Genomic DNA, 17,745 nt, shown 5'->3' with positions numbered 1-17,745 from the left:
CAGATGGCTCGCCCGGAAAATTCATCGCCTGCCCGCCGTCGCTTTCTGCGCGACGCGGTGCGTACCGTTGCCGGATTATCGGCCGCGGTGGCGGTGCTCGGTCTCCAGCAGCGGCGCAGTCAGGCCGATGTGCTGCGACTGCGCCCACCGGGCGCCATGCCTGAAGCGGCATTCTCCGGTGCTTGCATTCGCTGCGGTCAGTGCGTACAGGCGTGCCCGTACCAGACGTTGAAACTGGCGACGCTGGTTTCCGGTCCGGCGGCGGGTACCCCCTATTTTACCGCGCGCGATATCCCCTGCGAAATGTGTGAAGACATCCCGTGTGTCGCGGCCTGCCCCAGTAGCGCCTTACAGCCATTGGAAGCCATCGATGATGCCCGCATGGGATTAGCGGTGCTGTTGGACCAGGAAAACTGCCTGAGTTTTCAAGGGTTACGTTGCGATGTCTGTTATCGCGTCTGCCCGTTGATTGACAGCGCGATCACGCTGGAACCGGAACGCAACCCGCGCACCGGCAAACACGCCCGCTTCCTGCCGACGGTACACAGCAATACCTGTACCGGCTGCGGAAAATGCGAGAAAGCCTGCGTACTGGAGCAACCGGCGATCAAGGTGTTGCCGCGTTCGCTGGCAAAAGGGGAACTTGGACATCACTACCGCTTTAGCTGGCTGGAGGCGCGCGATGGCAAATCGTAAGCAAGACGCCGGACGCGAGGCGCAGGCCAGAAAAGGGTGGTGGCGCAGCCATCGCTGGCTGGCGCTGCGGCGACTGACACAATCGCTGATACTGCTGATGTTTCTCAGTGGTCCGCTGTTCGGTGTCTGGATCCTGCACGGCAATTACAGCGCCAGTCGGTTGCTTGATACCGTGCCGTTCAGCGATCCGCTGATGGTGCTGCAAAGCCTCGCCAGCGGTCATCTGCCCGCCACGCTCGCACTGGTCGGCGCGCTGATTATTGCTGTCGGCTATGCGTTGGCAGGAAAGCGCCTGTTTTGTAGCTGGGCGTGCCCGGTCAATCCGCTGACCGATTTGGCGGCCTGGCTGCGGCGACGCCTCGGTATTACCACCTCCGCTACGCTGTCCCGCAGTCTGCGCTACTGGCTGCTGGGGCTGATCCTGCTCGGCAGCGCCGTGACAGGTGGATTGCTGTGGGAGTGGGTCAATCCGGTGTCATTAACCGGCCGTGGGCTGATTTTCGGCTTTGGCGCGGGCGTCTGGCTGCTTATCGCACTGTTCTTATTTGATTTACTGGTGGTTGAGCACGGCTGGTGCGGCCACCTCTGCCCAACGGGCGCACTGTATAGCGCACTGGGCAGCAAAAGCGCACTGGTAGTGGAAGCCACCGAACGCGCGCGCTGTACCCGCTGCATGGACTGCTTTCATGTCTGTCCGGAACCGCAGGTACTGCGCGCCCCTTTACTTGATAAACACAGTCCGGTGCAGGTTACCGACCGTGACTGCATAACCTGCGGACGCTGTATTGATGTCTGCGCAGAAGACGTTTTTAAAATAACCCTTAGATGGAAATCGGGAGCAAAATCATGAAAAGCCAGAGCTTAAGAACGGGATGGTGTCGCTGGATACCCGCCCTGGCGATGATTGTCAGTACCTTCGCAACGGCGCAGGCCGATCTGTTAAGCCAGTCACCGGAAGTCTCCACTGCCCAACCGGGCAATACGCGCATGCCCAAACAGCAGGAGAAAATGGCGCTCAACTACGTCAACCAGCCGCCGATGATCCCGCACAGCGTGGATGGCTATCAGGTGACGCCGACATTTAACCGCTGCCTGCAATGCCATAGCGTAGAAAACTACCGCTCCACCAACGCGCCGCGCGTCAGCCCGACCCACTTTGTCGATCGTGATGGCAAGACGCTGGGCAATGTCGCACCAGCCCGTTATTTCTGTCTGCAATGCCACGTGCCGCAGACGGATGCTACACCGATTACCGGCAACACCTTCACCCCTTCTAAAGGTTTTGGACAGTGAGGTTTTCAATGAAACAACCTGAAAAAGCGGGATGGCTACACAGAGTGTGGCAGTGGTGGCGTCGACCGAGTCGGCTGGCATTAGGGACGCTGTTAATTGCCGGTTTTGCTGGCGGTATCTTCTTTCTGGCCACCTTTCAGAAAACCATGGAAAACAGCAACAGCGAGGCGTTTTGCATTAGTTGCCATGAGATGAACAATACCGTTTATCAGGAATACATGACCACCGCCCACTACAACAACCGTAGCGGGGTGCGCGCCACCTGTCCGGACTGCCACGTTCCGCATGAGTTTGTGCCCAAGATGGTGCGTAAGATTCAGGCCAGCAAAGAGCTTTACGGTAAGATCATGGGCACCATTGATACGCCGCAAAAATTTGAAGCACACCGGCTGACGATGGCGCAAAACGAGTGGCGACGAATGAAAAACAACAACTCGCAGGAGTGTCGCAATTGCCACAATTTTGACTATATGGACTACTCAGGGCAAAAAACGGTAGCGATGGAGAAACACACCGAAGCGATTAAAACCGGCCAAACTTGTATTGATTGCCATAAAGGCATCGCGCATCAGTTGCCAGATATGCACGGTGTCAAAAGCGAGTTCTGATCCTCACTTTTCTACCCAACGGGGTCGGCTTACACTGACTCCGTTGCAGCTGAAAACCTAACTGAAATAGCGAATTTCACCCAAAGCAATCATTCTCATCCACCTCCGTCATTCCCACCTACCTCCGTCATTCCCGCGCAGGCGGGAATCTCTTGCAGCAGAAACGCGTTTATTCTGTCAGAGATCCCCGGCTTTCGCCGAGGATGACGAGAGGGAAGCCGAGGATGACGAGTGGGAAGCCAGGGATGACGAGTGGGAAGCCAGGGATGACGAAAGAGAGGCCGAGGAGGACAAAGAGATACCGTCCGAACCGCGCGCACGAAACCCTAACGGTAGAGGCAAAAATACACTTACCAACAACAGACCACGCATTAAAACGTCACGGGTGCTGCGGTGTCGCCGCCAATGCGGCTTCCGCCTGCTGAATACTGCGTTCAATCACCCCACGGCGCGTATCGTTTTGCGGTAAGACGCGTAACATCCCCTTCCAGGCGTCGATAGCTTCCTGATAACGTTGCCCTTCATAGGCATTGAACGCCAACAGGCTCAAGGCGCGCACATTGCTGGAACCCGCTGGCAGCAGTTCACGTAGCATCTCACCGCCACGCTCGCTGTCGCGCGGGTTGGTAGAGCGCGACAGGATATCCGCATAATCCAACGCCAACTCGCTGTTGTGCGGATCGCGTCGATAGGCGTTAGCATAGGCCTGTACCGCCATATCGTAGTTGTTGAGCAAGCTGGCAATCCGTCCCAGCAACCACCAGTCCTGCGCATTATCCGGCTGCGCTTCCAACTGGCTGCGCAGCCCCAGACCAAGACGAGTGACCTCTTCCATGGTCAGCGGCTCCGCTTGCGGGTCGAGTGCACGTTTCAACAGGTCTGGCGTCAATGTCACCACCTGCTGCCACTCTTGCACCCGATCGATCGAGGATGTGTGCCAAAACACACTCAGGCTTACCGCCGCCAGCAACACAATGCCCGGCAACAGCACCCAGCGGCTCAGCGGACGTTGCGGCACACCCGCGCTGCCGGGAATGTCCTGCAACAGCGTATGTTGCAGATCTTCCACCAGTGGCGTGCGCTCGCCTTCATTGGCGATATCTGCGTGTATTTCACGCAGCCGGTCGTGATACAGCGCCTGATTTATCGCGTCGCGCGAGTATTCGCTTGTCGAAGACCAAGGCGCAAACAGCAATACAGTCAGCCCCACCAACGATAAAATAATGACGGTTGTCAGTAACATCATGGTCGTTTCTCCGTGCGTCCCAACAACGCTTGCAGCCGTTTTTTCTCTTGTTCACTTATCGGTGGCTCAGTGCGCGTGGTGCGACGCGTACGTCGCACAATCACCCAGATGCCGGCAACCAGAAAGAGCGCAGGCAGCAGCCACAGCAAAATGGTGAAGGGCGTTAATGGCGGTTCGTAAGTCACAAAATAGCCATAGCGGTTCACCATGTAGTCAACCACTTGCTGTTTGCTCTGCCCCTGCTGCATCAGCTCATACACTTTTTGCCGCATATCCGAGGCAATCATCGAATTCGAGTCGGCAATGCTGTTGTTTTGGCATTTCGGACAGCGCAATTGCGTGGTTAACTCACGAAACTGTTGCTCTTGCACCTCGTTGTCAAAACGCCACGCGTCAGTCGAGGATGCCAGTACGCCAAACGACAGCAGCAGAGCGCCCAACCAAACCATCAGTTTCATACGCCCCCCTCGCGACTGTATTTCTCCCACAGCGGCTTCAGCGTCTCCTGCCACACCTGCATATTCAGATCGCCGGCGTGGCGGTAGCGAATAATACCTTTACCATCGATCAGAAAGGTTTCCGGCGCACCGTACACGCCCAGATCCAGCCCTAACATACCGTTGCCATCAAACAGGCTCATGGCATACGGGTTGCCCAGTTCTTTCAGCCAGTCAACCGCTTTAACGCGATCGTCCTTGTAGTTCATCCCCACAATGCGAACGCCCTGCGCCGCCAGCATATTCAGGAAGCGGTGTTCCGCCCGGCAGGTTGGGCACCATGTCGCCCAGACGTTGAGCAGCAGCGGTTTGCCATCTTGCAGTTCAGATTGCTGGTAGATTTTTCCCGGCACGTCCAGCGATTCGAGACGGAATGCCGGGATGGGTTTGCCGATCAGCGCGGATTCAAGCCGCATCGGGTCGTCACCGCCGCTGTTACGCACCAGTTGCCACAGCAGCGCCACGGCCAACAGCAAAAACAGCGCCAGCGGAATAAACAACACTCTACGGCTCATGGTTGACTCTCCCGAACGGCGCGGCGCAGGCGATAACGCGGATCGAACATGCACAGGATACCGCCCAATGCCATCAACCCGCCTCCGTACCAAATCCAGCGCATAAAGGGTTTGTAATAGAGCCGTACCGCCCAACTGCCGTCATCCAGTTCTTCCCCCAGTGCGGCATAGAGATCGCGGGTAATGCCAGCATCGATCGCCGCTTCCGTCATGATCATGCCGCTGGTGGTGTAGAAGCGTTTTTCCGCTTTCAGCGTCGCTTCATGCTTGTCGTTGCGGGTAATCACAATGGTTCCTTTGGCGCTGTGCCAGTTGGGGCCAGCCACATCGCGCACGCCTTCAAAGGTAAAACGGTAATCATGGACAAGCGCGCTGTCGCCCGCCTTCATGCGCACATCCCGCTCGACGCTGTAATTTTGGCTGAACGCGATGCCCACGACGGTGACCGCAACGCCAAGGTGCGCGCAGGTCATGCCCCACTGACTGCGAGACAGCGAAGTCAATCCGCGCAGCAGGCCGTGGCGTCGGGTCGCATTGCTGTGCAGTTCATAAAACGTCAGGAAGAACACCCAAAGCGCCATCGACAACCCGACCACCGTCATGGCGATAATGGTGTCTTGCAACAGCCACGGCAGCAGCAGTGACAGCAGCGCCGTCACACCCATGGCAATCAACAGCAGTTTACGCAGTTTTTGCGGCTCATCGCGCCGCCAGCGCACCAGCGGCCCTACCCCCAGCAACAGGGCAAAAGGGGCCATCAGCACGGTAAACATGATGTTGAAAAACGGCGCACCAATCGAAATACTGCCGAGTCCAAGCTGCTTGTGCACCAGCGGTAACAGCGTACCCAGTAGCACCACCAGCGTGGCCGCCACCAGAATCAGGTTATTGCCGAGCAGGAAGGTTTCACGCGACCAGAGCGAGTTGGTGACCCGCGAACGCACCCGGTTGCCCTTGATGGCAAACAGCAGTAACGAACCCCCGATCACCATCACCAGAAACGCCAGAATAAACATCCCGCGCGAGGGGTCAGACGCAAACGCGTGCACCGAGACCAGCACGCCCGAGCGTACCAGAAAGGTGCCGAGCAGACACAACGAGAACGCGCCGATGGCTAACAATACCGTCCAGGCTTTAAAGCTGCCGCGCTTTTCGGTGACCGACAGCGAGTGCATCAGCGCCGTCCCCACCAGCCACGGCATCAGCGATGCATTCTCAACCGGATCCCAGAACCACCAGCCGCCCCAGCCCAACTCGTAGTAGGCCCAGCCGGAACCCAGCACAATCCCCAAGGTTAAAAACGACCATGCCGCCTGCGTCCACGGGCGCGACCAGCGCGCCCAGGCGCTGTCCAAACGTCCAGCCAGCAGCGACGCCACCGCAAAGGCAAACGCCACCGAGAACCCGACATAGCCCATGTAGAGCAGTGGCGGATGGAAGATTAAACCAATGTCCTGTAGCAACGGATTGAGATCGCGCCCCTCAATCGGGTAATCCGGCAGCGTGCGGATAAACGGGTTCGAGGTCAGCACGATAAACAGTAAAAAACCGACGTTGATCATCCCCATCACCGCCAACACGCGCGCCACGGCGTCGCTCGACATGCCGCGGCTAAGCAGGGCAACCGCGAAGGTCCAGCCGCTCATCAGGAGCACCCAGAGCAGGAGCGAGCCTTCATGTGCCCCCCAAGCCGCCGCTACCCGATACCACACCGGCAAAGCGCGATTCGAGTTGTTCACTACGTACAGCACGGTGAAATCGTTAATGACCAGCGCGTAGACCAGCAGCAGGAACGACGCCAACACCAAAGCAAACAGCGTACAGGCAAGCGGGCGAGCCAGCGCCATTAAGCGTGCATCCTGACGTGTCGCCCCCCACAGCGGATAAATACTGAGCAATAACGCCACGCCCAGCGCCAGACAGAGCAGATAATTCCCAACTTCCGGCATCATAAGCGGGCACCTTCTTTGGCCGCAGGCGATGGCTGGTGTTGATGTTGTCCGTCCATGGCGGCTTTCACTTCCGGGGGCGTGTATTTCTCATCATGACGCGCCAGCACTTCTTTTGCCGCAATGCGGTTCTCAGACTCCAACACGCCCTGTGCCACCACGCCCTGCCCTTCGCGGAACAGGTCCGGCAGAATACCCTGATAGGTCACCTCCACCGAGCCTTGGGCGTCATACACGGTGAAATGCACTTGCAGGCTTTGGCTATCACGCCGCACGCTGCCCGGCATCACCATGCCGCCAACGCGTAAACGTTGTCCGATCACCGGAATTTCTTGCGTCTCATTTTTTCCGTACAGGATTTCACTGGGCGTATAGAAGAGATCGATATTCGAGCGTAACGCATAGAGCGTCAAACCAATCGTCAGCGCCAGCCCGCAAACAACGGCCCCAATGGCATAAAGTCGGGTTTTGCGCGCTACACTCACGGCATCACCTCCCCGGTATTCTGGCGCGCCTGATGCTTGCGCTGTTCACGCGCCTGCTGACGATCAATGTCCCGCAGCAATACGCGACGGCACCACAGGGTGTGACCTATCAGGGCACAAAGCGGCAGCAGCGTTAACGCTGCGGCTAACCAGACATAAAAGGCATAGCCGCCCATTGCAAAGAACGCTTGCCAACTGGTAAACGCAATATTCATCGTGCGGCTCCTTTTGGGTTAACCAGCGCAGCCACCCAGGAGGAACGGCGCTGTTGCATCAGGATCAGGTTACGTAAACGCATCAGTGACAAAGTCACAAACAGGCTCATAAACCCTAACATCATCAGTCGCAGTGGAAGACGCATTGCCGGATCGATAGTTTTTTGCATTTTCGTCGACCCCTGATGCAGGGTGTTCCACCACTCCACGGAAAAATGAATGATAGGCAGATTCACCACGCCAACCAGCACCATGATAGCCATGGCGCGCCCGGCTAACCGGCGATCGTCAAACGCGTTGTAGAGCGCAATCACGCCAATATAGATAAACAGCAACACCAGTTCAGACGTCAGGCGTGCATCCCAAACCCACCAGGTGCCCCACATCGGTTTCCCCCAGGTGGAGCCGGTGGTCAACGCAATAAAGGTGAACACCGCGCCGACGGGTGCCATCGCCGCGATAATCAGCTCCGCTGTCTGCGAGCGTTTACTCAGCGCCCACACGGAAAAAATCGCCATGGTGGCATAAACCCCCATGGACCAGACGGCGGCGGGCACATGCAGGTACATGATGCGATAGCCCTGCCCCTGCTGGTAGTCTGCGGGTGCAAATCCAAATCCCCACACCAGACCGCCGATCAGTATCACTGCGCTGATCAGCGCAAAGAGGGGAACAAGCGTGCCACAGCGGTGATAAAGCCGCTGTGGCGGGGTATGCTGATGGTTTTTATTCAACATAATCGTGTGCTCACTTTGCGTAAAACGCATCCCTGCGGGACGATAAAATCCGAAGATCGATAATCAATTCAGGCCCACCCTTAGCGCCGCGGCAGTAGCGAACGGACACAGCGTTGCGCTACCCGCCAGAAAGGCACCGAGGATCGCCAGATAGCCACCGACCGGTAATTGCATCATGGCGGCTTCAATGGCTGCCGTGGCAAAAATCAATAACGGGATGGTCAGCGGCAGCACCAGCAGGCTCAGTAGCACGCCGCTGCGGCGTAACCCGACCGTTAACCCAGCGCCGATAGCGCCTAAAAAACTGAGCGTCGGCGTGCTCAATAACAGCGTCAGCGCCATCACCGACCACTCACGAAAGCTCAGACCAAACAGCAGTGCCGCCAGAGGGGAAAGCAGTAACAGCGGCAATCCGCTGACCATCCAATGCACCACCACTTTCGCCAGAACCACTAACGGCAAGGGCAAAGGCAGTAGCGTTAACTGTTCCAACGAACCATCCTGATAGTCGTCGCGAAACAGGCGATCCATTGCCAGCAGTGACGCCAGCAAGGCGGCAACCCATACCACGCCCGAAGCTATACGCAGCAACAGTTGCGGCTCAGGCCCTATCGCCAGCGGGAACAGAATGATTACAATCAGAAAAAACCACATCGGGTTAAGGATTTCAGCGTTGTTGCGTAACGCGACGCGCAGTTCACGCACCATAAGCCGTCGCATTATCGGTCTCCCTCATCCGGCACTAATTGGATACAGCGTATGTTCTGAGCGCGCGGGTGCAGCGGCTGATGCGTGGTAAGGATAATGATGCCGCCCTGCGCGACATGGAGCTCCATGCGTTGCGTTAACATGTCGACACCGGCGACATCGAGCGCCGTCAAAGGCTCATCCAATATCCACAACGGGACATCCGTCAACCACAACCGCGCCAGCGCCACGCGCCGCTGTTGTCCAGCCGACAAGCGCGCGACGGGCACATCCTCATAGCCCGCTAAGCCAACCGAGGCCAGCGCCTGCCACAGTGATTGCTGGCTGTGCTGCGGATAGAAAAACCGCAGATTCTCTTCCCCGGTCAACACGCCTTTGATACCCGGCTGGTGCCCTAACCACAAAAGCTGCTGGTTGAAACGCGCTCGCACCCGCTCCGTGCGTTGTCCTTGCCAGAACACCTCACCCGCACCGGGCCTTGCCAGGCCGCTTAATATGCGCAACAACGAGGTTTTTCCGACGCCATTCGCACCGGCAATCTGCACCATGTCACCCGCGCTGGCCGTGAACGATAAGGCGCTAAACAGCACATGTTCATCACGAATGCAGACCACATCGCGCGCTTCGAGCATCAGGCGTTAACTCCTTACCTTACAGAGGGTTTTAGCATACCATGACGCCCTTGTTTCCCCCCGTCAGCGGCCTACTCATAAAGAGTTAATCTGTTTTATCGAGATCAATAAAACCGGCGATTGAGGACTGTCGTGCGTCTATTGCTGGCTCTGCTGTAACAGCTTTGCCGTGTTAATGGCTTCTATCAGCTGAACCCGGTTAATGCGCGGGCTGTAGCCATCGAGCAAACGCTGCCAAAGGGTCACGGCAGCGGCATAATCCGCGCGCAAGAAAGCATCCGATGCCAACAGCATCAACGCGGTCACTTCATTGGCATCCAGCGCCAGCGCGTTATCAATCATTTCCCGCGTCGCTGGCGTCATTATCTGGCCGGACTGGTAGTACAGCACGGTGGCTAATGCCGAATAGAGCTCGGCATTCTCGCCTTTCAGCGCCATCGCTCGGCGGTAAGCGCGCTGTGCGTTGTCATAGGCGTTACGGTAGAGGTAATACTCCCCCAGTTCAGCCCATAGCACGCTGTTATCCGGTGTGGCACGAATCGCCCGTTGCAGGGTCGCAAGCTGTTTTTCCTGCTGCTGCGCGTCACTAAAACCACGCAGCGGATCGGCAAGCCGCTGACGCTCGGCCACGAGCGCTTCACCACGGTGACTCAGGGAATAGCCGGTAAAACCGCTCACCACGATAACGGCAACGGCGATAACCAGCGGTAATAGCGGCATCGTCCGCTGTGCCGCCGCTGCGCGTTCGGCAACGGGTAGATCCTTCTCCAACTCATCCCTCAACGCCTGCGCGTCACGGGCCGAGAGTTGCGTTTTCGCCTGTCGGCACTGCCATTGCCAGAGATGCAGGGTTAAACCCGACAGCCGGTTGTCTTCTTTGGTTTTTTTAACGGGAATCAGCGGCCACAGCAGGCCACCAACGATAACCACCAGCACGGTTGCAGCAGTGACTATCATGACCGCCCCCTGGCTTGCTTGCGTACCACGCGCCACAGGATGGCAACAATGGCCAGCAGCAGCAGCAGCGGCGTGAACCACAGCAGGCCGGTATGCATTTTTAACGGCGGGTTATACTGCACAAAATCGCCATAGCGCTCGGTCATGAACGCCATGATGTCTGATTTGGTTTTTCCCTGTTCGACCATGGAGAACACTTCATGCCGCATACTGACCGCCACGGGTGAAGTCGACTCCAGCAGGCTTTGATTTTGACACTGCGGGCAGCGTAACTCCCCGGCGATATTCAGCGCCGTCTCGCGCTGTACAGGGCTGGAAAACGCCCAGGTATCGACCACTTGCGCCTGCACAACCGCACTCAGTAACAGGAACAGCAGCATCGCACGTTTAGTCATAGGCTTGCCTCCCGCGCCACCATCCCAACAGTGCACCGCCGATCATCAGCAGGCCGCCGCCCCAAATCCAACGAATACCGGTTTGTACATAGAAACGCATGGCGTAGCGGTTTTCACCGGTTTTTTCGCCCATCACGGCGTACCACTCTCGGATCGGTCCCCAGGCGATGCCCGGCTCCATCATCTGCTGCTGGCGTACGTTGTAGTGGCGGCGTTCCGGCGTGACCGTAGCGATCGGCGCGTCGCCGCGAGAAATAGCGATCACCGCTTGCTCGGCGGTGTAATTTTGCCCAACCAGCAAATTAAGCTGAAGAAAATGGAAACGGTAATCCCCGAGCGCAATCTGCTCACCCTGCGCCACATTGGCGCTGATCTCCTGTTTGCTGCCCGCAGAGAAGATGATCCCCAGCGCCAGCAGCGCGACGCCACTATGCGCCAGCAGCGCCGGAAGTTGCTGGCGCAGCGCCGTTATCGGTTGTAACCACTGTGCCGCCAACATCCACACCACCAGCCCCGCACCGAGCGCAACGTTAACGCCCTGCGGCCACAGCATCAGCATCGTCATAACGCTCAATGCCAGCGTGCAACCGAGACGTCGCGTTGGCCAACGCGCGCTGCGTTTCCAAAAACCCCCTGCCGACAGCCCAATCAGCAGCAACATCACGCCCGCGAAAGGCAGTAATACCGTGTTGAAATAGGGGGCACCCACCGACATTTTGCCCCACCCTGCCAGCCCGTAGACCATCGGATAGAGCGTGCCCAGCAGCACCACCAGCGCAACAGCGGCAAATAACAACAATGCCAGCAGAAGGGCAATTTCCCGCGACCAGCCGCAGAAGCGCGCCGCTGGGCGGTAGGTTGTTGCGCGCCAGCCATAAATCAGCAACGCGGCCATGCTTAATGCGGAAAACAGGATAAACAGCGGCACGGCTCTGTCATGTTCAAGCGCAAAGGCGTGAACGGACACCAGAATGCCGGAGCGCACGATCAAGGTGCCAAGCAGGCTGAGGATAAACGTCAATATCGCCAGCATCATCGACCAATGGCGGAAGATCCCGCGCATCCGGGTCACGTATAAACTGTGCAACAGCGCGCTGGCGGTGATCCAGGGAAGCAACGAGGCGTTTTCTACCGGATCCCAAAACCACCAACCGCCCCACCCCAGCTCGTTATAGGCCCACCATGACCCCAACATGATGCCCAGGGTTAAGGCGCACCAGGCCGGCAGCGCCCAGCGCCAGCACACCCAGGCAGCGCGTGCGTCAAATTCCCCGTTGAGCAGCGCCGCCAGCGCCAGCGCGGCGCTTACCGTCAACCCGCCGTAGCCCAGGTAGAGCAGCGGTGGATGCAGAATCAGGCCGATATGTTGCAGCATCGGATTAAGATCGCGCCCTGCCACCGCAGGCGGCAGCAGACGCGTAAAGGGATCGGAAAAAAGCACGATGAACATCAGCAGTGCGCTGGCGATGGCGGCCAGCACCGCTAACGTAAGCGGAAACAGATTTCCTTGCGCGTGACGATAGCGAAAGGCAAACAGCGCGCTCCATCCCGACAAACAGAGCAGCCACAGCAGCAGTGAGCCCTCATGGCCGCCCCACACGGCGGCTATTTTTAGCCCAAACGGTAAATCACGGTGTCCGTGCTGTGCGACATAATTGACCGAGAAATCATTCAGCATGAAACTCAGCGTCAGTACGACAAACGCAAACAGCACCAGACCGAACAGCACCCACGTCCACACGCGCGCCAATCGATAAACCGTGTGCCAATGGCGGTAGCAGCCTGATGCGGTAAGCAGCGTCGTCGCCACGCCGACGACGCTTGCAAGCAACAACGCAATATAGCCAAACTCTGGCAATAGCAACATCAACATGCCTCTTGTCGGGGGCTACACAACGGTTAACTGTCCCGCATACAAAATAAAGAAACGCAGCAGCAACACGCCGGTCAGGCTCATGCCACTGACGGCCAGCACGCCATAGGGTGAATGCCAACGATTGGCCCAGGATTTGAGCAGCAACGGGGCGACCAACCCAATCCCCACCACGCCAACCCAGAACCATGTGGCCCAAAACCCTCCCGCCAGCGCGTTGATCAGTGCGCGGTGTTTCCCTTCATCGCCTAATGCCAGACCGATAAAGAAGGCAAACAGCACAAAGATTTCCAGCCAAACGATGGGGGTTTCCAACCGATGAATAAAGTGCGCTTCTTCACTGTGCGGATTGCGGCGCGCGCGCAGCGTCATGGCGATCAGCGCCACGGCAGCGCCAGAGGAGATGCCCGAGAACAGAAACAGGATCGGCAGGATTGGGTTATTGAGCAGCGGATAGGTTTTCAGCGCCGACAGCAGGAAACCGGTGTAGGCTCCGAGCATCACCGCCAACACCAGCATCACGATATCCAACGTTTTCATCAGCGGCGTCAGCCGGGCCAGCACCGCGGGCAGAATGCGGAGTTTCGGCAACCAGCGCTGTTGCAGCCCAATCAGCTGTTGATCGAAAATCTTCGCCAACCAGACCACCAGCACCGCCATGTAAACCTGAAACAGCATCACCCCCACCGACATTACGGAGGTAAAGCTGTAATGGAACATCAGTTTCCAAAACGTCCAGGGGCGCGTCAGGTGGAACACCAAAATCAGCAATCCCAAAATAATCACACCGGGTGCCAGCAACAGCGTGGTGCGCATCAGGGTACTGTCTGACGTTGCCAGAGCCGGGCGATAACAACGCAACAGCACCGACAGCGTGACCAACCCCGCGGAGATCCCGATCAGAAACAGATAAATCGCGATCGGCCAGTCCCACACTAATGAATCAAAGTGGAACGGGCTTGAAGAGACAGGCGTCATTGATGAACCTCCCCAAATTTAAACGGTACGCGATACATCTTGGGCCGAGTTCCCAGCGCAATTTTGTAACGATAGGTCGCCCGTTGATTAAGCAGACGGGAGATGTCGCTGTCCGGATCGTCAAGGTTGCCAAACGTCAATGCCTTTGTCGGGCACACCGCCACGCAGGCAGGCTGTTTTCCCTGTTTCAGGTTGGTCTTGCGGCAGAAATCACACTTGTCTGCCGTCTTGTTCTCCGGATGAATAAAGCGCACCTGATAAGGACAAGCGGCAATACAGTACTGACAACCGACGCACAGGGAAGGATCGACATCAACGATGCCGCTTGCCGCATCGCGGTATGACGCACCGGTCGGGCAGACATCCACGCACGGCGGGTTGTCGCAATGCTGGCAGGAGTGACGGAAAAACCGGTACTTCACATCCGGGAAGGTGCCGATCGGCTCGCTGCGAATAATCTTCAGACGCGATACGCCCGCTGGCACCTGATTGACGTCCCGACAAGCTTCCATGCAAGCGTTGCAGCCAATGCACAGCGATTCGTCATGGATCATGCCGTAGCGCACGCCGTTGATATTCAGCGTCTGCGCCACCACCAGCCCGGTGGTGCTGGTGATAGCAATCAGCCCGCCCATACGAGCAATAAATTGACGACGAGAACAACTCATGGCTGCCTCTTACCCAGATGAACCGAGGAAGGATTGAAGTCTGGGTTGTTGCGCTGATCGCTATGGCAATCGACGCACAGCTTGATGCGCCCCTTGTCATCCAGCCCCTGCATTTTATCCTGTGTCGGGTGCAACTGATGGCAGCTGGCGCAGGCCACTTTTGCCATGTGAACATCGTGCGGCCAGAACGCTTTTTGCAGCTGTTTCGGGGTATGGCATGACATACAGACGCCGTTTTGCTGCTCTACCGTATACATCGGGTCGTTAAAGCGCATCACGTCTTTCACCCCTTCACGGTGATGCAGCGACGGCTTGCCGTGACAACTGGTACAGGTTATCGGTTGCCGATTCTGCGGATTCATTGCCTTAGCGTGTTTACCCTTCATGCCCTCTTCTTCCGGCTTATGGCACTGCAAACACGCCTCATCGGGGTTGCGCTGTGGCATCACCGTCCACCGTTTTCCTGTCGCTGCCTGAGATGCGGGTTCCGTCTGCCCCGGCACGGTCCAAAACATGCCTAGCACCAACACCCCGGCAGTTAATAACGAACGTAATACGCTCATATCCACTCCACGTAATGACCGCCCGCACGCGGGCGGTGAGGGGTTATTGGCTCAATCGCCCGGCTTTGCGCGCCTGTTCATCCCACTGCGGCACCACCGTATTGAGGAAGTCCTGTTTTTCCGCCGTGATTTGCTGCATGTTGAGTCCTATCGCCTGCTGCGCTTTTTCTTTGGTGGAGATATCCGGCAGTTTGACCTCTTGCGTGATCCCTTTGGTCGCCAGCAGGCGCACCAGTTTGGTTCGTGCCTCGGCCGCTTTATCCAGAGAAGTACCGAGCATTCTCAACCCTTCGTCCGGCGCATGCATATGAATGCCGTGGGAGGCGATCGCCAGATCCCAACGCCACTGCGCGTGGCGGATGTCGGTCAGAATCGGTTGCATTTCGGCTTCGGTTGCACCGGCATCCCAGGCGGCTTTGGCTTCAAAATGCGCGTGAACCAGTTGATCTTCCGCTTTGATTTTCAGTGATTGAATAGCGGCTTTACGCTCAGCCACGATGCCCTGCATAGATGCTTTGTCTTGTGTGTGACAGTTGGTACAGGTTTGCTCGTAGTTGTCGAACGGGTTGCCAATCTTATGATCGGTATACAATTTGCCCTTCGCGTTTTTCACCTTGGGCATATGACAATCGATACAGGTCACGTTGTTTTTGCCGTGAATGCCCGCGCTCCAGGTTTCATATTCCGGGTGTTGCGCCTTGATCATCGGCGCACGAGAAAGTGAGTTGTTCCAGTCGGAGAAGGCAATGGCATCATAGTATTTTTCCATGTCTTCCACTTTGGTGCCGTTGTCCCACGGCAGTTTGACCGCTTTGTCTTTGCCGGAAAAATAGTACTCGACGTGGCACTGCCCGCAGACCATCGCTTGCTGGTCGAAACGACCGGCTTTTTCGAACGGCTTACCTATCACCGCCATGCCTCTGGCGGCATAAGGGCGAGAAAGCGTCAGTGCCGGTTTACCCTGGGCAAACTCTGGCGAAGCGGTGTTGTGGCAGTCGGCACAGCCAAGATCGTTAACAATCTCCGGTCCGCCGCGCGCCCATTTCCCTTTGAAATACCCGTCTTCCCCTTCCTGTTGAATCAGGCGGGCAACATCCGGGCTTTTACAGCTCCAACACGCCATCGGTAGTGGACCGTCTTCTGCATTTTTGGGTGCCCCGGTACGCAAGGTTTGGCGTACATCGGTGATGGCGAAGGCGTGACCACGCGGCTTGTTGTAATCCCGTGAAAACGGATAACCCGCCCAGAGGATCACCATCCTGGGGTCTTCGGCCAGGGCATCATGGCGCTCAGATTGCTCACTGGTCGCTTTCCATGAGTTGTACTGGTCGGGATGTTTTTGCGTGAAGGTATCGTTACGTGCTTCAACAGCGGCAGGCGTTTTCGCAGGCGCTGCATCCTCCGCGTGCGCGGAAAAAAGAATAAAAAGGCTGGCTACCATGCCCCATAGAGAGGGGATTAACATGCTGATCCTGACCATGCATATATGTCCGAATTGGGCCACCCGCTGGCGGCCATTTTACGAATCTTGATGACAGCAATACGACATAACCCCAAAAACTGTCATGACATTACCCGCGACTATCAGTAGCAAAAAGATGCATTCAAAATATTGCTTTTGATCAAAAGTAAGAAGAAGTGATGAAATGTATCCGTGTATTTATGAAGGCCACCGCATTTCCACAATTATTTTGTGGATTTAAGTCCGGCGAGGTGCTGTTCGCCTTGCCAATGGCGTGTTAAACCGCTTTGGGGTGCGGCTAGCCTACGGTGGGATTCAGGTGCCCACAGGCACCCGCTGGACGGTGAGAGACAGAGAGAAAGGTTAAAAATTTTCCAGCAGCTTGAGCTGATTAAGCGTCAGAGGACGGTAAAAAATATAACCCTGAATAAAAATGGGTAAATAGCGTTTCAGCTTGTTTAAATCTGCCGCTTTTTCGACACCTTCACAGATGATATTGACACCAAGAGGAATTAACACATGCAATAATTTTTGCATCCTCTCCAACTTGCTGGGATCGGTACCGATGCCATTAACAATAGAGCGATCGATTTTTATCGTATCGAAATTAAACAAGGAAAGGCTATCGGTTTTCAAGCAGCCAGCACCAAAATCATCGAGTGAGATCATGAAGCCATACCTTTTTGCCTGGTTTAAAAACGCTACGCCTTCAATCAATTGCTTTTGGGTAATCTTTTCACTCAACTCTATTTCGATGTTTCTCGGGTCAACATCATATAATAAGCATATTTGATGCAACTTATCCAAATACTCAATATTATTGAAAATAAGCGGCGAGAGGTTGAAGGAGATTGATAACGTTTTCTTACAATATATTAACCGGCAGACCAGGTCGAAGATGAAATCGGTGACCTGGTTAATCAATCCGCACGCTTCGATCTCTTCTATCATTGATTGCGTTGGGATTAACTCGCCGTTTGAAGCGTAAAACCGGGCAAGGGTTTCATACCTAAAGATTCTATTTTCAGGAAGATGAATGATAGGTTGGTACTCGGCTTTTAGCCAAATCCGTTTTCCATTAACGTATAACAGAGTCGTGTTCATCTTACCGTTTTACTCCCTCTCCATAGGAATTAGGCTTTTTAATTTCGCCCTTATAAATTCTAAACATTTATTCAAAGCATTTGAAAATTGTTTAGAATGATCAATAATCCCTATTTGATAGGTTTGATCTATTGCTCGCAATTTAATGATCGCTAAAATCTATA

Annotated in this window: 21 protein-coding genes; 4 read left to right on the top strand and 17 right to left on the bottom strand. The window is 56.1% G+C overall.

The window, feature by feature from the left end:
- The first annotated feature begins 3 nt into the window (after window positions 1-3).
- From napG to napC, 4 genes are read left to right on the top strand one after another with little or no spacing between them, the layout of a single operon-like run.
- Window positions 4-696 carry a ferredoxin-type protein NapG gene (gene napG / locus J5069_RS00580; RefSeq protein WP_264642033.1) on the top strand — a complete coding sequence of 231 codons (693 nt, stop codon included), beginning with the start codon at window positions 4-6 and terminating at the stop codon, window positions 694-696.
- A complete protein-coding gene (napH, locus tag J5069_RS00575; RefSeq protein ID WP_264642032.1) occupies window positions 683-1,546 on the top strand; it encodes a quinol dehydrogenase ferredoxin subunit NapH in 864 nt (287 codons plus the stop codon). Before napG ends, napH begins: the two co-directional genes overlap by 14 nt.
- A complete protein-coding gene (napB, locus tag J5069_RS00570) occupies window positions 1,543-1,989 on the top strand; it encodes a nitrate reductase cytochrome c-type subunit (protein WP_264642031.1) in 447 nt (148 codons plus the stop codon). Before napH ends, napB begins: the two co-directional genes overlap by 4 nt.
- 8 nt (window positions 1,990-1,997) lie before the next feature.
- Window positions 1,998-2,597, top strand: a complete 600-nt coding sequence (gene napC, locus J5069_RS00565; protein WP_264642030.1) for a cytochrome c-type protein NapC — start codon at window positions 1,998-2,000, stop codon at window positions 2,595-2,597.
- Between the two features lie 379 nt (window positions 2,598-2,976).
- Here napC and ccmI read toward each other — a convergent pair whose 3' ends face one another.
- The 17 genes from ccmI to J5069_RS00480 form a co-directional block, all read right to left on the bottom strand.
- Window positions 2,977-3,843, bottom strand: a complete 867-nt coding sequence (gene ccmI, locus J5069_RS00560) for a c-type cytochrome biogenesis protein CcmI (protein WP_264642029.1) — start codon at window positions 3,841-3,843, stop codon at window positions 2,977-2,979.
- Window positions 3,840-4,301 (bottom strand): cytochrome c-type biogenesis protein CcmH, encoded by a 462-nt coding sequence (locus J5069_RS00555; protein ID WP_264642028.1) that lies wholly within the window; start codon window positions 4,299-4,301, stop codon window positions 3,840-3,842. The genes ccmI and J5069_RS00555 overlap by 4 nt, the downstream gene beginning before the upstream one ends.
- Window positions 4,298-4,855 (bottom strand): DsbE family thiol:disulfide interchange protein, encoded by a 558-nt coding sequence (locus J5069_RS00550; protein WP_264642027.1) that lies wholly within the window; start codon window positions 4,853-4,855, stop codon window positions 4,298-4,300. Before J5069_RS00550 ends, J5069_RS00555 begins: the two co-directional genes overlap by 4 nt.
- The gene (locus J5069_RS00545) at window positions 4,852-6,807 is read right to left on the bottom strand and encodes a heme lyase CcmF/NrfE family subunit (RefSeq protein WP_264642026.1); all 1,956 of its coding nucleotides are present in this window, start codon (window positions 6,805-6,807) and stop codon (window positions 4,852-4,854) included. Before J5069_RS00545 ends, J5069_RS00550 begins: the two co-directional genes overlap by 4 nt.
- Entirely contained in the window at window positions 6,804-7,289 is a 486-nt protein-coding gene (gene ccmE / locus J5069_RS00540; protein ID WP_264642025.1) for a cytochrome c maturation protein CcmE, read from the bottom strand. Before ccmE ends, J5069_RS00545 begins: the two co-directional genes overlap by 4 nt.
- Window positions 7,286-7,504, bottom strand: a complete 219-nt coding sequence (gene ccmD, locus J5069_RS00535; RefSeq protein ID WP_264642024.1) for a heme exporter protein CcmD — start codon at window positions 7,502-7,504, stop codon at window positions 7,286-7,288. Before ccmD ends, ccmE begins: the two co-directional genes overlap by 4 nt.
- The gene (locus tag J5069_RS00530) at window positions 7,501-8,241 is read right to left on the bottom strand and encodes a heme ABC transporter permease (RefSeq protein ID WP_264642023.1); all 741 of its coding nucleotides are present in this window, start codon (window positions 8,239-8,241) and stop codon (window positions 7,501-7,503) included. Before J5069_RS00530 ends, ccmD begins: the two co-directional genes overlap by 4 nt.
- Window positions 8,242-8,304: 63 nt before the next feature.
- The gene (gene ccmB, locus J5069_RS00525) at window positions 8,305-8,961 is read right to left on the bottom strand and encodes a heme exporter protein CcmB (protein WP_264642022.1); all 657 of its coding nucleotides are present in this window, start codon (window positions 8,959-8,961) and stop codon (window positions 8,305-8,307) included.
- Window positions 8,961-9,581 carry a cytochrome c biogenesis heme-transporting ATPase CcmA gene (gene ccmA / locus J5069_RS00520; protein WP_264642021.1) on the bottom strand — a complete coding sequence of 207 codons (621 nt, stop codon included), beginning with the start codon at window positions 9,579-9,581 and terminating at the stop codon, window positions 8,961-8,963. Before ccmA ends, ccmB begins: the two co-directional genes overlap by 1 nt.
- A gap of 138 nt (window positions 9,582-9,719) precedes the next feature.
- Window positions 9,720-10,538, bottom strand: a complete 819-nt coding sequence (nrfG, locus tag J5069_RS00515) for a heme lyase NrfEFG subunit NrfG (RefSeq protein ID WP_264642020.1) — start codon at window positions 10,536-10,538, stop codon at window positions 9,720-9,722.
- Window positions 10,535-10,933, bottom strand: coding sequence for a heme lyase NrfEFG subunit NrfF (gene nrfF, locus J5069_RS00510; RefSeq protein WP_264642019.1), 399 nt, complete (start codon window positions 10,931-10,933; stop codon window positions 10,535-10,537). Before nrfF ends, nrfG begins: the two co-directional genes overlap by 4 nt.
- Window positions 10,926-12,800, bottom strand: coding sequence for a heme lyase CcmF/NrfE family subunit (locus J5069_RS00505; protein WP_319801651.1), 1,875 nt, complete (start codon window positions 12,798-12,800; stop codon window positions 10,926-10,928). The genes nrfF and J5069_RS00505 overlap by 8 nt, the downstream gene beginning before the upstream one ends.
- Window positions 12,801-12,821: 21 nt before the next feature.
- On the bottom strand, window positions 12,822-13,784 hold the full coding sequence (gene nrfD / locus J5069_RS00500) for a cytochrome c nitrite reductase subunit NrfD (protein ID WP_264642017.1): 963 nt from the start codon (window positions 13,782-13,784) through the stop codon (window positions 12,822-12,824).
- The gene (gene nrfC, locus J5069_RS00495) at window positions 13,781-14,452 is read right to left on the bottom strand and encodes a cytochrome c nitrite reductase Fe-S protein (RefSeq protein ID WP_264642016.1); all 672 of its coding nucleotides are present in this window, start codon (window positions 14,450-14,452) and stop codon (window positions 13,781-13,783) included. The genes nrfD and nrfC overlap by 4 nt, the downstream gene beginning before the upstream one ends.
- On the bottom strand, window positions 14,449-15,015 hold the full coding sequence (gene nrfB, locus J5069_RS00490) for a cytochrome c nitrite reductase pentaheme subunit (protein ID WP_264642015.1): 567 nt from the start codon (window positions 15,013-15,015) through the stop codon (window positions 14,449-14,451). Before nrfB ends, nrfC begins: the two co-directional genes overlap by 4 nt.
- A 43-nt stretch (window positions 15,016-15,058) precedes the next feature.
- Window positions 15,059-16,480, bottom strand: coding sequence for an ammonia-forming nitrite reductase cytochrome c552 subunit (gene nrfA / locus J5069_RS00485; RefSeq protein WP_264642014.1), 1,422 nt, complete (start codon window positions 16,478-16,480; stop codon window positions 15,059-15,061).
- Between the two features lie 360 nt (window positions 16,481-16,840).
- Window positions 16,841-17,581, bottom strand: coding sequence for an EAL domain-containing protein (locus J5069_RS00480; RefSeq protein ID WP_264642013.1), 741 nt, complete (start codon window positions 17,579-17,581; stop codon window positions 16,841-16,843).
- Window positions 17,582-17,745 lie beyond the last annotated feature (164 nt).

The organism is Candidatus Symbiopectobacterium sp. NZEC127, assembly GCF_025962675.1.
Lineage (GTDB): Bacteria > Pseudomonadota > Gammaproteobacteria > Enterobacterales > Enterobacteriaceae > Symbiopectobacterium.
Note: the sequence above shows the minus strand (reverse complement) of the source record. Positions and strands in the feature narration are given on the sequence as shown.

Coding starts and splice junctions, on each gene's coding strand:
- ccmI (WP_264642029.1), bottom strand. CDS start 3,843: ATGATGTTACTGACAACCGTCATTATTTTATCGTTGGTGGGGCTGACT.
- napB (WP_264642031.1), top strand. CDS start 1,543: ATGAAAAGCCAGAGCTTAAGAACGGGATGGTGTCGCTGGATACCCGCC.
- J5069_RS00530 (WP_264642023.1), bottom strand. CDS start 8,241: ATGTTGAATAAAAACCATCAGCATACCCCGCCACAGCGGCTTTATCAC.
- J5069_RS00550 (WP_264642027.1), bottom strand. CDS start 4,855: ATGAGCCGTAGAGTGTTGTTTATTCCGCTGGCGCTGTTTTTGCTGTTG.
- napG (WP_264642033.1), top strand. CDS start 4: ATGGCTCGCCCGGAAAATTCATCGCCTGCCCGCCGTCGCTTTCTGCGC.
- nrfC (WP_264642016.1), bottom strand. CDS start 14,452: ATGAGTTGTTCTCGTCGTCAATTTATTGCTCGTATGGGCGGGCTGATT.
- napH (WP_264642032.1), top strand. CDS start 683: ATGGCAAATCGTAAGCAAGACGCCGGACGCGAGGCGCAGGCCAGAAAA.
- ccmB (WP_264642022.1), bottom strand. CDS start 8,961: ATGCGACGGCTTATGGTGCGTGAACTGCGCGTCGCGTTACGCAACAAC.
- ccmD (WP_264642024.1), bottom strand. CDS start 7,504: ATGAATATTGCGTTTACCAGTTGGCAAGCGTTCTTTGCAATGGGCGGC.
- J5069_RS00505 (WP_319801651.1), bottom strand. CDS start 12,800: ATGTTGCTATTGCCAGAGTTTGGCTATATTGCGTTGTTGCTTGCAAGC.
- ccmA (WP_264642021.1), bottom strand. CDS start 9,581: ATGCTCGAAGCGCGCGATGTGGTCTGCATTCGTGATGAACATGTGCTG.
- nrfD (WP_264642017.1), bottom strand. CDS start 13,784: ATGACGCCTGTCTCTTCAAGCCCGTTCCACTTTGATTCATTAGTGTGG.
- J5069_RS00480 (WP_264642013.1), bottom strand. CDS start 17,581: ATGAACACGACTCTGTTATACGTTAATGGAAAACGGATTTGGCTAAAA.
- nrfB (WP_264642015.1), bottom strand. CDS start 15,015: ATGAGCGTATTACGTTCGTTATTAACTGCCGGGGTGTTGGTGCTAGGC.
- J5069_RS00555 (WP_264642028.1), bottom strand. CDS start 4,301: ATGAAACTGATGGTTTGGTTGGGCGCTCTGCTGCTGTCGTTTGGCGTA.
- napC (WP_264642030.1), top strand. CDS start 1,998: ATGAAACAACCTGAAAAAGCGGGATGGCTACACAGAGTGTGGCAGTGG.
- nrfG (WP_264642020.1), bottom strand. CDS start 10,538: ATGATAGTCACTGCTGCAACCGTGCTGGTGGTTATCGTTGGTGGCCTG.
- nrfF (WP_264642019.1), bottom strand. CDS start 10,933: ATGACTAAACGTGCGATGCTGCTGTTCCTGTTACTGAGTGCGGTTGTG.
- J5069_RS00545 (WP_264642026.1), bottom strand. CDS start 6,807: ATGATGCCGGAAGTTGGGAATTATCTGCTCTGTCTGGCGCTGGGCGTG.
- nrfA (WP_264642014.1), bottom strand. CDS start 16,480: ATGTTAATCCCCTCTCTATGGGGCATGGTAGCCAGCCTTTTTATTCTT.